13 protein-coding genes are annotated in these 13,488 nt (G+C 59.1%); 5 read left to right on the top strand and 8 right to left on the bottom strand.

Going from position 1 to position 13,488, the window contains the following annotated elements; all coding sequences use genetic code 11:
• The first annotated feature begins 75 nt into the window (after positions 1-75).
• Together yidD and LGH70_RS18940 are read left to right on the top strand one after the other, a co-directional pair.
• Positions 76-297 carry a membrane protein insertion efficiency factor YidD gene (gene yidD, locus LGH70_RS18945; protein ID WP_226188916.1) on the top strand — a complete coding sequence of 74 codons (222 nt, stop codon included), beginning with the start codon at positions 76-78 and terminating at the stop codon, positions 295-297.
• A gap of 86 nt (positions 298-383) precedes the next feature.
• A complete protein-coding gene (locus LGH70_RS18940) occupies positions 384-1,280 on the top strand; it encodes a hypothetical protein (RefSeq protein ID WP_226188913.1) in 897 nt (298 codons plus the stop codon).
• A 56-nt stretch (positions 1,281-1,336) separates the two neighbouring features.
• On the opposite strand, the gene lgt is transcribed toward LGH70_RS18940, so the two are convergent.
• The 5 genes from lgt to LGH70_RS18915 form a co-directional block, all read right to left on the bottom strand.
• Positions 1,337-2,341 carry a prolipoprotein diacylglyceryl transferase gene (gene lgt, locus LGH70_RS18935; RefSeq protein ID WP_226188910.1) on the bottom strand — a complete coding sequence of 335 codons (1,005 nt, stop codon included), beginning with the start codon at positions 2,339-2,341 and terminating at the stop codon, positions 1,337-1,339.
• Positions 2,342-2,412: 71 nt separating this feature from the next.
• On the bottom strand, positions 2,413-4,347 hold the full coding sequence (gene nadE, locus LGH70_RS18930) for an NAD(+) synthase (RefSeq protein ID WP_226188907.1): 1,935 nt from the start codon (positions 4,345-4,347) through the stop codon (positions 2,413-2,415).
• 166 nt (positions 4,348-4,513) lie between these two features.
• Positions 4,514-5,263: a ribonuclease III gene (gene rnc / locus LGH70_RS18925; protein WP_226188904.1), complete on the bottom strand. Its 750-nt coding sequence runs from the start codon at positions 5,261-5,263 to the stop codon at positions 4,514-4,516.
• Positions 5,263-6,510 (bottom strand): beta-ketoacyl-ACP synthase II, encoded by a 1,248-nt coding sequence (gene fabF, locus LGH70_RS18920; protein ID WP_226188902.1) that lies wholly within the window; start codon positions 6,508-6,510, stop codon positions 5,263-5,265. Before fabF ends, rnc begins: the two co-directional genes overlap by 1 nt.
• Positions 6,511-6,598: 88 nt before the next feature.
• On the bottom strand, positions 6,599-6,835 hold the full coding sequence (locus LGH70_RS18915; protein WP_073109216.1) for an acyl carrier protein: 237 nt from the start codon (positions 6,833-6,835) through the stop codon (positions 6,599-6,601).
• Positions 6,836-6,998: 163 nt separating this feature from the next.
• Between LGH70_RS18915 and LGH70_RS18910 the strand changes: the two genes are divergently transcribed.
• Positions 6,999-7,427, top strand: coding sequence for an IPExxxVDY family protein (locus LGH70_RS18910; protein WP_226188899.1), 429 nt, complete (start codon positions 6,999-7,001; stop codon positions 7,425-7,427).
• Positions 7,428-7,589: 162 nt separating this feature from the next.
• A complete protein-coding gene (pyk, locus tag LGH70_RS18905; RefSeq protein ID WP_226188896.1) occupies positions 7,590-9,029 on the top strand; it encodes a pyruvate kinase in 1,440 nt (479 codons plus the stop codon).
• Positions 9,030-9,102: 73 nt separating this feature from the next.
• Here the strand turns inward: pyk and LGH70_RS18900 are convergent, their stop codons facing one another.
• On the bottom strand, positions 9,103-10,608 hold the full coding sequence (locus LGH70_RS18900; RefSeq protein ID WP_226188892.1) for a T9SS type A sorting domain-containing protein: 1,506 nt from the start codon (positions 10,606-10,608) through the stop codon (positions 9,103-9,105).
• 142 nt (positions 10,609-10,750) lie between these two features.
• Positions 10,751-11,008 (bottom strand): 30S ribosomal protein S20, encoded by a 258-nt coding sequence (gene rpsT / locus LGH70_RS18895; protein WP_135463256.1) that lies wholly within the window; start codon positions 11,006-11,008, stop codon positions 10,751-10,753.
• A 222-nt stretch (positions 11,009-11,230) separates the two neighbouring features.
• Here rpsT and LGH70_RS18890 point away from each other — a divergent pair, with 222 nt between their 5' ends.
• On the top strand, positions 11,231-12,406 hold the full coding sequence (locus LGH70_RS18890; protein ID WP_226188889.1) for an MFS transporter: 1,176 nt from the start codon (positions 11,231-11,233) through the stop codon (positions 12,404-12,406).
• Between the two features lie 77 nt (positions 12,407-12,483).
• On the opposite strand, the gene LGH70_RS18885 is transcribed toward LGH70_RS18890, so the two are convergent.
• The gene (locus tag LGH70_RS18885) at positions 12,484-13,236 is read right to left on the bottom strand and encodes a DUF4142 domain-containing protein (protein WP_226188886.1); all 753 of its coding nucleotides are present in this window, start codon (positions 13,234-13,236) and stop codon (positions 12,484-12,486) included.
• Positions 13,237-13,488: the final 252 nt, after the last annotated feature.

Raw genomic sequence — 13,488 nt, 5'->3', positions numbered from 1 at the left:
ACAAAAAGCCTTTCCGGTTCTTCTCCTGCCCTTCCCGCCAACTCGTCCTCCCACCTTGCTTTTCCAGCCTTCCGTATGTCCTACCTGTTTCGCCAGCTGCTTCTGGGCCTGATCTGGGTGTACCGCCACCTGATTTCGCCGCTTACGCCACCCAGCTGCCGCTACCAGCCTACCTGCTCGGCCTACGCGGCCCAGGCCGTGCAGAAACACGGACCGTGGCGGGGCGGCTGGCTGGCCCTGCGCCGCATCGGCCGCTGCCACCCCTGGGGCGGCCACGGCTACGACCCTGTACCTTAACCGCTGCCGCTCCCGTATAGCCTATTTCCTTTCAGTGCCTTTGCCCGTGCGGCAAAGGCTTTTTTTCAGCTTTAGCTTTGCTTTGTATGCGCGTTATTTTGCTCAGTACCACCCTGGCTGCCTGTCTGTTTGCCACTAGCTGCTCCGAAGCCCAGAGCGACGAGAAAAAAGGCAAAGGCGGCAAGAAGAAGGACAAACAGGAAAGCCTGGAAAACAGCCTGATTGACGGCGCCGTGCCCGGGTTACGACGTGTAGGCTCCCTGAACGGGGGCGTGCCGGAAAGCTCGGGCCTGGCCCGCGCTGAAACGGCCGGGACCTTCTACACCCACGCCGACGCGGGCAATGAGCCGGTACTCTACAAAATCGACATGACGGGCCGCCTGCTGAGCAAAGCAACGCTGCCGTTTTCCAACGTGGACTGGGAAAGCCTGGCCCAGGATGATAAGGGCAACCTGTTTGTGGTGGATGCGGGTAATAACGACAACAGCCGCCGCGACCTGGTGGTGTACCGCCTGAACCCCAACTCCCAGGACCTGAGCAAAACGGCCTTCACCTACGCCGACCAGAAAGCCTTTCCACCGAGCAAGAAGGAGCGCAACTTCGACTGTGAAGCGTCGCTCTGGCACGCGGGCAAGGTATACCTGTTCACCAAAGACCGGGGCGCGGGCCAAACCAGTAAGGTCTATACCCTCTCCGACCAGCCCGGCACCCAGAAGGCTCAGCTGCTGACCCGCATCAGCATTACCGGCGAAGTAACCGGCGCCGACGTTAGCTCCGATGGCCGCCGTATTGCCTTGCTGGCCCGCGAGGAGCTGTTTCTGCTGGAAGGCAGCAGCTTCGAGGCCGCCCTGAAGGCGACGCCCCGCCGCATTGCGCTGAAAGGAGCCGGCCAGACGGAAGGCATCGTGTTCCACAAAGACGATAACAACACGCTGTTCATCAGCACAGAGGAAGGAAACATCTACGAATACAAGCTTCAGTAGCACCCCGTCACCAAGCAAAAAGGCCCGATTCAGTAGCTGAATCGGGCCTTTTTGCGTTACCGGAGCTTTGCTACCGGTTTGTTGTTTTCCTCTTCCGGCTCCAGGTCGCGGGGGGCGTAGCCGTAAGGGTTGTTCGGATTTTTGCCGGCCCGCAGCAGCACCCAGACACCAGCCAGAATCAGCGGAATGCTTAGAAGCTGGCCCATGTTCAGCGGCAGCTTGTCTTCAAACGACACTTGGTTTTCTTTCAGGAACTCGCCCAGGAAGCGCTGGGTGAATAGCAGCACCACAAACAGGCCGAACAGCAAGCCGCGCGGCGTATGGTCTTTGGTGCGGTTCCACATGGAGTAGAGCAAAGCCAGCAGCACGAAGCAGAACAGGGCCTCGTAGATCTGGGTGGGGTGGCGCGGCACGGCCATCGGCGCGTCGGGCGCGACGGGGGTACCTTTGGCCAGCAACCGGTACGTAGGGCTGCCATCGGCGCTGGTGGCAGGCACGGCGGCTACCTGCACCGCGCCAGCAGGCAAGGGCCGGGTTACGGGCTTAAGGTGTTCAGCATCGTGCACAAACACGAAGGCCCAAGGTTTATCGGTGGGCTCACCCACAATCTCGGAGTTCATCAGATTGCCCAGCCGAATCATGGCCCCGCCCAGGGCTACTACGATTACAATCCGGTCGAGCACCCAGAGGTAATCGAACTTATTGTTGCGAGCAAACAGCCAGCAGGCCAGCAAAATACCAATGGTGGCGCCGTGGCTGGCCAAGCCGCCCTCCCAGATTTTGAAAATCTTCAGGAAGTTTTCCGGCGTGAGATAATACTCGGGGTCATAAAATAAGCAGTGGCCTAACCGGGCACCCACCACCGTGCCCACCAGCATGTAGATGGTAATCACATCGACCCAACGCGGCGACACCCGCTCCGACTTGTAGATGTGCGAGAGAATGAACGTGCCAAACACGAAGCCCGACATGAACAGCAGCCCGTACCAGCGCAGCGTCAGCGGGCCAATTTCGGCAATGATGGGCGACACGTCCCAGGTGATAAAGGCAAGCAGGCTCATAAACGAAAGAAGGGGTTAGGGCCCGAAAGTACGGAATGCTGCCTGAATGCCGCACTTAGGCGGCCAAGCCGCTACAGGTTGTTGAGCTCGTGAGTAAAGCCGCCGCTCAAAATCGGGAAGCGCAGCCACGAGCGGGGGTCCACGTTGTAGTCGTCGAGGTGGAAGGCCGGGGCAAACCGCTCCCGCTTCCACTGGTTGCGCGACCAGAGTGAGTAGAAGCGCTTCACGTAGGTTTTGAGCTGCTCGGAGTCGATATCCTTTTCTTCCTGCACCAGCGTGGCCAGCACCTGCCGCGGGCTCAGGCGGTTGTAGAAGGCCAGCCGCTCGATGCGGTTGAGCAAAATGTAGGGCATCAAGTCCCGCTCGTCGGTCTGCTTGTCTTCCAGGGGCCGCAGCTCGGCGGTGGGCTGCAGGGCATTCACGTAGCGCAGACCGGGGTAGTTTAGCTCGGTTTCGGCCCAGCGCAGCCACTTCTTCACGAAGTCCTTATCCACGCCGCCGATGGGCGAAATGCTGCCGGCCGTGTCGCCGTCCATGGTGCAGTAGCCCACCGAGGCCTCCGAGCGGTTGGAAGTCGTGATGAGCAGGGCATTCTGTACGTTGGCCAGCAGCCAGATGGCCGGGGCCCGCACCCGCGCCTGAATGTTTTGCAGGGCCAGGTCATCGGTCTTCCAGCTCAGCTCCCGGCCCAGGGCGTGCTCAACCTTACCTACGTAGCCGGTTACTTCCTCGTCAATGCCCCAGTTGTAAAATACCGCTCCGATGGAATCGGCCAGCTCTTTGGCCGAGTTGTAGGTGTCGTCGGAAGAGTTGACCGTGCCCTGGTAGGCGCAGGTAAGCAGGTGCCCCGTTATTTCCCGCTGCTGACGCTGCTGCTCGGCGTCGGGCAGCGTCAGGGAAGCCTCTTTGGGGCCGGCGGCGGCCTGGTCGACCGACGCGGTGGCGGGCCCGGCAATGCGGGTAATATCCTCGGCCGGGAAGCAGCCCGAACGGCGCATAAACTCCGCCGTCCCGATTTCCTGCGTGCCCAGCCGCACCATTTCGGCCACGGCTACGGCGCACATGCACGAGTCGGCCCCGCCGCTCAGGCTCAGCACGAAGCCGCGGGTGCGGGCCTTGCACATGTAGTCGAATAGGGCTAAGCTCAGGGCTTGGTTCAACTCCCGATATTCATCCGGGACGGGCAACGGAGCTATGGCTTCGGCGTGCTCCAGAGGCGTCGTGAAATCCACGTCTACGCACTCCATATCTACTTCCTTGAAGCTCAGCAGCTGGTTGCGGTGCAATAAATGGCCGTTGCGGGCCACCAGAATCTCGCCGTCGTAAACGATGCGGCCGGCCTCGTTGCCCAGCAGGTTGGCATACAGGTAGGTGCAATCGAAGTTGCGCGAGGCGTTCAGCACCAGGTTGTAGCGCACGTCGGTTTTGCTCATGGCAAAGTGGCTGGCCGACGGATTCACAATCAAATCCACGCGGCCTTTCAGCCGGGCCGCAGGCCGTTCATCGTCGGGCCGCCACGCATCCTCGCAGATTTCAAAGCCGAACCGCACGCCCTTGTGCTCAAACACCAAGTCGCCGATGGGCCACTGCTGGCCTTCCCAGGCTACGGTGCCGGTTTCGCCGGCCCGCCAGGAGTTGAAAAAGCGGGGCTCGTAGTGTACCCCGTCGTTGGCCAGAAACTGCTTGGCCGCAAAGCCCAGGATTTCGCCGTCGCGCAGCACTGCCGCCGTGTTGTAGGTGCGCCCATCCAGCCGTACGGGCAGGCCCACACACACCACTATGCCGTGGGTCCAGGGCCGGATCTGTTGCAGATAGGTCAGCGCCTCAGCCGAGAGCCAATCGCTCAGAAATAAGTCTTCGCAGCCGTAGCCGGTCAGGCACAGCTCGGGCAGGCACAGCAGCTCTACGCCCGCGGCTTTGGCCTGATCCAGCGCCTCTTTAATGGTGCGCAGGTTGTGTTGCCAGTCAAAAGGAATCTGGTTGAGGGCGGCGCCGGCTAGTCTCATAAGTTCAAAGGATAATATTGATACTGCAAAACAACTCCATTTACCTTGATTGGGTTGCCAAACCGCTGCGCCCTCTGCGAAAACACGGCGTCCTCTGCGGGCTAAGTCGTTGGTACGAAGTTAGCCCGCAGAGGACGCAGAAGATACGCGGAAGCTGCAGTGTGTTTTATACGCCCAGCGCCGCCAGGGCCCGTTCGGCGGCCAGCTGCTCGGCCTGTTTCTTACTCAGACCCATGCCCGTCGCCACCGGCTCGTCGTCCAGCATCACCGTGGCCGAGAATTCCATGACGCCGCCCGAGCGGGGCTGGCCGCTCAGGTCGTAGCGAATGGTTTTGCCCTGCCGCTGCGCCCATTCAATGAGTTTGCTCTTAAAGTTGGCCGTCGTTTCAATCAGGGATTTAACGTCGACAAACGGCTTAATCAAACGACTCAGCACGAATTTGCGGGCCGCTTTGTAGCCCTGATCCAGGTAAATGGCCCCCACCAGAGCTTCCAAGGCGTTGCCGTTCACGGAGCGCGAACGGGCCGCGCGGCCCTGGGCCGGGTCGAGCTGCACGAGCTTATCCAGCCCGATCTTCAGGGCCAGCCCGTTCAGGCTTTCCCGATTCACGATGCGCGACCGAAGCTCGGTCAGGAAGCCTTCCTGCTCGTACGGAAACTTGCGAAACAGGTACTCGGCCACTACGGCCCCCAGCACCGCGTCGCCCAGAAACTCCAGGCGCTCGTTGCTTTGGTGCCGGGCGGTGTCACCCTGCTGCCGCACCACCGAGGAGTGGGTAAAGGCCAAATGGTAAAGCCGCACGTTGTCAGGCGTGCGGCCGATTACCGTAGCAATGGCTTGGCGAAAAGCCCGATCCTGCCCCAGCAGCCGCCGGAAAAATCCGAAGAGCGGTAGTGGCTGGCCTGGTCGCAGCATTAGTCGCGCAGCTTGCGAAATACAACCGACGTGTTGTGGCCCCCAAACCCGAAGGTGTTGCTCATGGCCACCGTCACGTCCCGCTTCTGAGCCTCGTTGAACGTGAAGTTCAAGCGCGCATCCAGCTCGGGGTCGTCGGTGAAATGGTTGATGGTAGGAGGAACAATACCGTGCTGGATAGCCAGAATGCTGGCCAGCGCCTCAATACCGCCCGCTCCACCCAGCAGGTGGCCGGTCATGCTCTTGGTAGAGCTGATGTTGAGGTTGTAGGCATAATCCCCGAAAACCTTCTGGATAGCCTTGATTTCGGCCCCGTCGCCCAAAGGCGTGCTCGTGCCGTGGGTGTTGATGTAATCAACTTCTTCCGGACCGATACCGGCATCACGCAGGGCGTTCTGCATTACCAGCACCACGCCTTCGCCCGTAGGGTCGGGAGCGGTAATGTGGTAGGCATCCGACGACAAGCCGCCACCGATGATTTCGGCGTAGATCTTGGCGCCGCGGGCCTTGGCGTGCTCGTATTCCTCGACTACCAGGGCGCCGCTACCCTCTCCCAACACGAAACCGTCACGGTCTTTGTCGTAGGGGCGGGAGGCCGATTCCGGGTCGTCGTTCCGCTCGCTCATGGCTTTCAGGGCGTTGAAGCCCCCTACCCCGGCTTCCGTAATGGCAGCTTCGGAGCCTCCGGTCACGGCCACGTCGGCCATGCCCAGTCGGATGTAGTTATAAGCCGCCACGATGGCGTCGGACGAGGAAGCACAGGCCGAAGTCGTCACGAAGTTGGGGCCGCGGAAACCGTTCTTAATCGAGATGTTTCCCGACGCGCTGTCGGCAATCATCTTCGGAATAAAAAACGGGTTGTAGCGGGGCGTGCCGTCACCTTTGGCAAAGTTGAAGCACTCCTCCTGGAAGGTTTTCAGCCCCCCGATTCCCGAACCCCAGATGACACCGACGCGGTCCTTATTGACGCCTTCAAGGTTGGCGTCTTTAATGGCCTCGTCGCTGGCAATGACGGCGAACTGCGTGAACAGGTCCATCTTCCGACCTTCCTTGCGGTCGAAATAGTCGTCAGGATTGTAGTTTTTTACCTCGCACGCAAAGCGCGTTTTGAACTTGCTGGCGTCGAAGCGGGTGATGGCGGCCGCACCGCTTACGCCGCGGGAGAGCCCGTCCCAGAATTCGGCGACGGTTTTGCCCAGCGGGGTAATGGCACCAAGGCCGGTCACAACAACTCTCCGAAGAGACATAGGCGAAAGTGGAGACTGAATAAAAAGCAAAACGGCCGGCGGCTAGCCGGCCGGTAAGCACTAAAACGGGGGAGAAAGAAGCAAAGCCCTACTTGGCGTGCTCTTCCAGGTAGCTGATAGCCTGGCCAACGGTGGCAATGTTCTCAGCCTGGTCGTCTGGAATAGACACGTTGAATTCCTTTTCGAACTCCATGATCAGCTCGACAGTGTCCAGGGAATCAGCACCCAAGTCGTTCGTGAAGCTAGCTTCAGGAGTTACTTCAGACGCTTCAACACCAAGTTTATCGATGATAATGGCTTTTACTTTTTCTGCAATTTCAGACATTTCCGTGGGGGTTTAGAGAAAACTCGGCACAAATAACACTAACTTCCCTAACATTTTCAAACCGGCGGCCTGTAATCTTGGCAGTGTAAGATTATGGCTGAGGTGGTTTCTTTGGCCCTGTTGCGTGTGTAATTTTGTTCTTCCTTGTTTTTGGTAGTGCCTTATGAAAACGCTCACACTGGACGTAGACTATGATTGTGACTTCGACTTGTTCGGCATTGTGTCGTCGAGCCGGGAGCATAAACTAGCCTGGACGCTCAACTCTACCCTGCGTCTGCGCCTGGTAAAGCAGCAGGATTTGATCTACGATTTATTTACGCAGGGCCGTTTGGTCATCAGCAATTACCTGCACGCCACCGAAAACAGCACGCTGCGCCTGCTGCGCAACCGCTCGGTGGACCCTTCCCCGCTGAAAAAGCCGTTTCTGGCCCCCGATATCAAAGAGTACGACTACCTGATTCAGGTCAGCAACGGGGCCGGGCCGTTGGCAGCCGAGGAGCTGCTCGGGCAGCTCACGCGCCTGCCGGAGGTGCAGTACGCCTGTCAATTCGATCCGAATACGCTAAAATTCAAAGAAAATCTGCTCTTTTGAGCTCGCACAAGTAGCGGCGGCTATATGAGCTGCAGCCAAGGACCTTATTTCGTCCGCTCAAATCTGCTCAGAATAGCGTTCTGAGGCAGGTTACGAGCCACGGGATGAGGTCCTTCGCTTGCCCTCAGACCAGCCTTGCTATCTAACCCTGAACCATAGTACATGGAATCGACTCCGCATTTTAATAAAACCAAGATCGTGGCCACCGTGGGCCCCGCGTCCAACACCTACGAAAAGCTGGGCATGCTCATCCGCGAGGGCGTCGACGTGTTTCGGCTCAACTTTTCCCACGGCTCCCACGAAGACCACCTGTCCGTTATCAACACGGTGCGCCGCCTCAACAAGGATATGCGTACCAATGTGGGTTTGCTGCAGGACTTGCAGGGGCCTAAGATTCGCCTGGGCGATGTAGAGGGCGGCGGCGTTGAAATCAAAGCCGGCGACAAAATCAAGCTGGTGTGCGGCGAGAAGGAAATTACGACGGCCACGCGCCTGAGCACGATTTACCTGGGCCTGGCCCGCGATGTGAAGCCCGGCGACATGATTCTGATCGACGACGGCAAAATCGAGCTGCGCGTGCTGGCCACCGACCGGGACAAGGAAGTGGACGTGGAGGTCATCTACGGCGGCCTGGTGAAGCCCCGCAAAGGCATCAACCTGCCCGACTCCGACGTTTCGGCGCCTTCCATGACCGAAAAGGATATTGAAGACCTGAAGTTCGGCCTGGAAAACGACGTGGACTGGATTGCCTTGTCGTTTGCCCGCCGTGGTGAAGACATCCGCTTTATCAAAAGTCTGATTGCCGAAAGCGGCAAAACGGCCCGCGTTATTGCCAAAATCGAAACCCCCGAAGGCCTGAAGAACCTCGACGAAATCATTGCCCTGACTGATGCCGTGATGGTAGCCCGCGGCGACCTGGGCGTGGAGGTGAAGATGGAAGAGGTGCCGATGGCCCAGAAGCTCATCGTGGAGAAATGCAACAAGGCCGGCAAGCCCGTCATCGTGGCCACCCAGATGATGGAAAGCATGATTACGGCTCCCCGCCCCACCCGGGCCGAAACCAGCGACGTGGCCAACGCCGTTATCGACGGAGCTGATGCCGTGATGCTGTCGGCTGAAACGGCCGTGGGCGCATACCCGGCCGAGGTTATCCGCTCGATGGTAGCCACCATTCTGAGCGTCGAAACCCGCATGCCGAGCCTCTACAACCACTGGTTCCCCATCACGCCCGAGCTGCCTTCCTTTATGGTCGACAGCGTTATTTCGGCGGCCTGTCACCTGGCCAAAAACACGGGGGCCAAGGCTATTACGGGCATGACGCACCGGGGCTACACGGCTTTCCAGATTGCCAAGTACCGGCCTAAAGCCAACATCTTTATCTTTACCGACAACCGCTCCCTGCTCACTACGCTGAGCCTGATCTGGGGTGTCCGCGGCTTCTACTACGACCGGATGCTGAGCACCGACGGCACGGTTTCGGATATCAAATACATCCTGACCACGACGGGTCACCTCAATAAGGGTGACGTGTTCATCAACACGGCCTCCATGCCCATCAATGAGAAGGGCAAGACCAACATGGTGAAGGTGAGCGTAGCATAAATCAGCCCGAAGCCAATACAGAAAAGGCCCGTCTGATAGCTCAGACGGGCCTTTTCTGTAGTTCACTATATGTCTATTGCTGGTGCTGGAGGCGGATGTAACGGGGCTGCTCATCGACGGCCTGCACTTCTACTATATAGGAGCCGCTTGCCAAGTTGCGCACATTCACTACCGCCGTGGTTTGACCGGCTGCCAGCTGCTGCGTGCTGACGACGCGTCCCAGGCCATCCCGCACGAGCACCGTAACGCTACCGTGACTGGCCGCTGGCAGCATGAGCGTAGCCGACTCCGAGGCCGGGTTGGGATACAACTGTACCGGCTCCATGAGGGCCGTTTTCCTGGCTGGCAGCAGCGTGCCAAAGTCGGTGCGGCTGCCACAGACTTGCGGGGTGCCGTTTACGGTTCGGCGGGCATAGGTCAGGGAATATTCGCCCTGGGCCAGTACTCCGGCTCCCAGCGCCACTGTCTGCTCCCAGTTCAAGGCATCGAGCCCTACCGTGTATTCCGAAGTGGAGGAGCTACGGTATAGTCGGCGCTGCGACAACAAGGCCGCCCCGCAGCTCGTGGCCGGCTGGCCAGTCACCACCGGGTCGCCCATAACCAGAATCTGGGGGGATCCGCTCGGAAACGCCGGCCGGTAAGCATAACTCAGCAGCTCGGCATCGGTGGGTACCAGTGCACCGGCACCCTTTCCAACCCATTGTCCGGTGCGCAGCGAAGCGGCCAGTCGCACCACTGCTATTGGCGAAACAATGGGAGGCGCGCCCGAGCACCCCGGAGCGCTGCTGAACGTCATGCGGCGCTGCTCCCGCATGGTATACACCACGCTGTCGGCCGTTACCTGCCGGCTCAGCACCTGGCGCAGCAACCAGCCCACGTAGCAAGGGAATGGGCCATAGGAAAAGGCCTCCTGCTTGTAGCCCAGTTCGTCGCCCGGCTGTAGGTCCAGCAGCGCCAGCGGGTTGTAGTAGCTTTGCCCGGCCGGAGCCGGCCGGCGGGCCATAGTCAGGATTTTGGGCGAGGGAACTCCAAATAACAAGTCGGCGGGGGCCGACACGAGCCCAAAGTTCTTGCTGAGCACCACCGTGGTGCCGGTACTTAGCCGAAACGTCACAACAGAGTCCGTTACACCGTCTAGCAGACTGGTGCCGCGGGACAGCAGCGTAGTCTGTACGCCGTAGTCCGTGAAAGAGCTCGACCACGTAGCTCCCACTTTCGCAAATGGCTTCAGCACCAACGTGCGGCTCAGGATAAAGCCCTGTATGAAGCCCCCCTCCCAGTGCAGCGAGTAGGTGCGCTCGGCCGGGTTGTAGCGCAGCAGTTTGCCGAATATGTTATTCGCCGACTTACGCCACTGATAGTTGCTGCCGGCCCGGCGCATCGTACGGTTGAAGTAATAAACAGAATCCGGCCCTTGCAGCGCGGCCGAGTCCAGCCGTATTGTCAGCACCGAGTCGGCAGAGGCGCCGCGGAAAGCGTGCACATCCTGATTGGACCGGAAGGGCCGCCAGTTCTGCGCCTGAGTTGCTTGCCAGCTGAGACTAGTGAATAAAATCAGTAAGCAGTAGAGTTTTTTCATCAGTGGAATAAGAAAAAAAGAGGATAGAACAGAGGAAATATACAACAAACATTAGATTTAGTACTACTGATAACGCAAACAGAAAAGGCCCTGCACTTGCGCGCAGGGCCTTTTTATGTAAGAGCAGAAAAGTCAGTGGTGCTTAGGCAGCCAGCGACTTCACGAACTTAGCCAGCTTCGATTTGTTGTTGGCGGCTTTGTTCTTGTGAATGATGTTCTTCTTGGCCAGACGATCCAGCATCGACGATACTTTCTTCAGCAGCTCTTGTGCTTCCGAAGCATCGGTGGTGGCGCGCAGCTTTTTAACAGCGGTGCGGGTCGATTTAGCCTGATAACGGTTCAACACGCGCTTCGCTTCGTTGGAACGGATACGCTTGAGGGCCGACTTATGATTTGCCATGGGTATGGTAAAATTGACGTTCTGCTCGAATTGGGTTCAATTGGGTTGGCAAAGGTAAGCCTTTGGTTTGAAATAACAAATACCTGTCGTGGTTTTGCTTTTCCACGGCACCTTCTCCCCTGCCCGCGGGTCCTGCAAATTACCCATATTACTGCCAACCCGCGCAAAATGGCCGTGCTCGGCGAAAATATGCTATTTGGCAGGACGTTCCCGCAATAGGCTATGAAATACCTCACCCGCACCATCTGGCTGCTTTCTTTGGTTAGTCTCTTTACTGACCTAGCCAGTGAAATGCTGTATCCCGTAATGCCGCTCTACCTGAAGAGCATCGGCTTCTCGGTGGTGCTGATTGGGGTGCTGGAAGGCGTGGCCGAAGCTACGGCGGGCCTGAGCAAAGGCTATTTCGGGCAGTGGTCGGACCGGCTGGGCCAGCGCCGGCCCTTCGTGCAGTGGGGCTACGGGCTGAGTGCTCTGTCTAAGCCAATGCTGGCCGTGCTGGCGATGCCGTGGTGGGTGTTCCTGGCCCGCACCCTCGACCGGCTGGGCAAAGGCCTGCGCACCGGGGCCCGCGACGCACTGCTGGCCGACGAAGCCGCAGTGGGCCGCCAGGGGGCCGTATTTGGCTTTCACCGGGCCTTGGATACCCTGGGAGCCGTCGTGGGGCCGGCGGTGGCGCTGCTTTGGCTTGCGCAGCATCCCGGGCAATACCGCACGCTGTTTCTGCTGGCCTTCGTGCCGGGGCTGGTAGCCGTTCTGGTGACGTTCCTGGTCAGGGAAAAGCCTTCCCTCCCCTCGGGCAGGCCGGTTGTGCCATTTTGGGCGTCATTTTCCTACTGGCGGCGTGCTCCGGCAACCTACCGACGGATCGGCGGGGCCCTGCTTGTGTTTGCCCTCTTCAACAGCTCCGATACCCTACTGCTGCTGCTGGCCCGGCAGCAGGGTCTCTCCGAGGCGGCCGTGGTTGGGGTGTATATTTTCTACAACTTGGTGTATGCCGCCGCCGCCTTTCCCACCGGGCTGCTGGCCGACCGCCTGGGCCCCCGGCGCATACTCGTGCTCGGGCTGCTGCTTTTTGCTGCCGTGTATGGCGGGGCTACGCAGGCGCATACCTGGCCCTGGTTTGGCCTGCTGTTTGGGCTGTATGGGCTATACGCCGCTGCTACCGAGGGCATCAGCAAGGCCTGGATCAGTCAGCTGTGCGCCCCAACCGATAAGGGCGCGGCCCTGGGCACCTTCGCGGGCCTGAGCAGTCTGGCGGCACTCGGGGCCAGCAGCATTACGGGCGTTATCTGGCAAACGCTGGGGGCGCAGGCAGCCTTTGGGCTTTCGGCCGCCGTTGCGGCGGCGGTGGCATTATTCCTGAGTGTCTCTTCGCTTGCTACAGCCCCCAAAGAATAGCCCCAACTCCTGGGCAGGAATTGGGGCTATGAGCCAAAGCAGCAGGCCGCAGCCTGAGGCGCGCCACTGTCTTAAGGCTAGTCTACCTTTTTCTCGACGTCGCTGGCCATGGTGCTGTGCGAGCGTAGCATGGGCAGGGTTTTCGTGGCAAACGACTTGACAGCCGGAGCCGCGGCCGGGGCTTTGCTTTTGGTTTCGAACATGGTAACATCCAGCTTATGGGCCATTTCCATGGCATCCATGTAGGCCTCATCGAAAGCCTTGCCCGATTTGCCCGTCAGCTTATCCGCCATGGCCTGATGAACCGGCATCATGGTTTGGGGCAGGGAAACACCCAGCGGCGTGGCTACCGTCTTCAGCTCTTGGGTGGCTTTGGTATGATGGTCAACCATCATCTGGCCAAACTTCTTCACGTCGGCATTCGTCGACTTCTGCACGGCCAGCTGCCCCATCTGAATTTCCAGCAGGTTGCTGCTGGCGGCCGTCATCAGGAACGTAGGATCTTCCATCGTCGCAAAGCTGGCCATGAAAGCATTTAAATCGGTGCCGGGCGCCGCGCTGGAGCCGGTAGCACCGCTGGTACCGGTGGCGCCGCTGGTGCCAATGGAAGCATCGGAGCCGGCCCCGGAGCCAATAACGCCGGTGCTACCGCTGGAGCCGCTGGTGGTGCCGCTGCTGGAAGAAGAAGTGCCACTGGTGGCATCCATACTGGAGCTGGTGCCGGTTGAGCTGCCGGAGGTGGAGGCGGAGCCCATGCTCGTATTGGCGCTGCCACAGGCCGTGCCGAGGGCTAGCATACTGCCCACCAGAAGATAGGTAACTGCTTTCATGATCTTTATAGTTTGTGTTCAGAGATACTAGGCTTGTACGCAATTCTAAAAAATCAAGACACTACAGTTCAGCTACTTATCGTCATAATTTGTAATACTACGGACGAATTGCACTGCAGTATGAATACATAAGCTGCTATCCGGAACGCCGGCCGACACGCAACTTTCCGCTTTCTGCGGTGGTTTTGCAGCAGGCCTTTTAGCTTTACCCTACTGCCTTATTGGTATGCATGCATACCAATATTCTTCTTA

The organism is Hymenobacter nitidus (assembly GCF_020447315.1).
In the GTDB taxonomy this organism is placed as follows: domain Bacteria; phylum Bacteroidota; class Bacteroidia; order Cytophagales; family Hymenobacteraceae; genus Hymenobacter; species Hymenobacter nitidus.
Note: the sequence above shows the minus strand (reverse complement) of the source record. Positions and strands in the feature narration are given on the sequence as shown.

Excerpts from the sequence above, each read along its gene's own strand:
- LGH70_RS18900 (WP_226188892.1), bottom strand. The coding sequence starts at position 10,608 with ATGAAAAAACTCTACTGCTTACTGATTTTATTCACTAGTCTCAGCTGG.
- yidD (WP_226188916.1), top strand. The coding sequence starts at position 76 with ATGTCCTACCTGTTTCGCCAGCTGCTTCTGGGCCTGATCTGGGTGTAC.
- lgt (WP_226188910.1), bottom strand. The coding sequence starts at position 2,341 with ATGAGCCTGCTTGCCTTTATCACCTGGGACGTGTCGCCCATCATTGCC.
- LGH70_RS18915 (WP_073109216.1), bottom strand. The coding sequence starts at position 6,835 with ATGTCTGAAATTGCAGAAAAAGTAAAAGCCATTATCATCGATAAACTT.
- LGH70_RS18885 (WP_226188886.1), bottom strand. The coding sequence starts at position 13,236 with ATGAAAGCAGTTACCTATCTTCTGGTGGGCAGTATGCTAGCCCTCGGC.
- LGH70_RS18940 (WP_226188913.1), top strand. The coding sequence starts at position 384 with ATGCGCGTTATTTTGCTCAGTACCACCCTGGCTGCCTGTCTGTTTGCC.
- LGH70_RS18910 (WP_226188899.1), top strand. The coding sequence starts at position 6,999 with ATGAAAACGCTCACACTGGACGTAGACTATGATTGTGACTTCGACTTG.
- rnc (WP_226188904.1), bottom strand. The coding sequence starts at position 5,263 with ATGCTGCGACCAGGCCAGCCACTACCGCTCTTCGGATTTTTCCGGCGG.
- fabF (WP_226188902.1), bottom strand. The coding sequence starts at position 6,510 with ATGTCTCTTCGGAGAGTTGTTGTGACCGGCCTTGGTGCCATTACCCCG.
- rpsT (WP_135463256.1), bottom strand. The coding sequence starts at position 11,008 with ATGGCAAATCATAAGTCGGCCCTCAAGCGTATCCGTTCCAACGAAGCG.
- nadE (WP_226188907.1), bottom strand. The coding sequence starts at position 4,347 with ATGAGACTAGCCGGCGCCGCCCTCAACCAGATTCCTTTTGACTGGCAA.
- LGH70_RS18890 (WP_226188889.1), top strand. The coding sequence starts at position 11,231 with ATGAAATACCTCACCCGCACCATCTGGCTGCTTTCTTTGGTTAGTCTC.
- pyk (WP_226188896.1), top strand. The coding sequence starts at position 7,590 with ATGGAATCGACTCCGCATTTTAATAAAACCAAGATCGTGGCCACCGTG.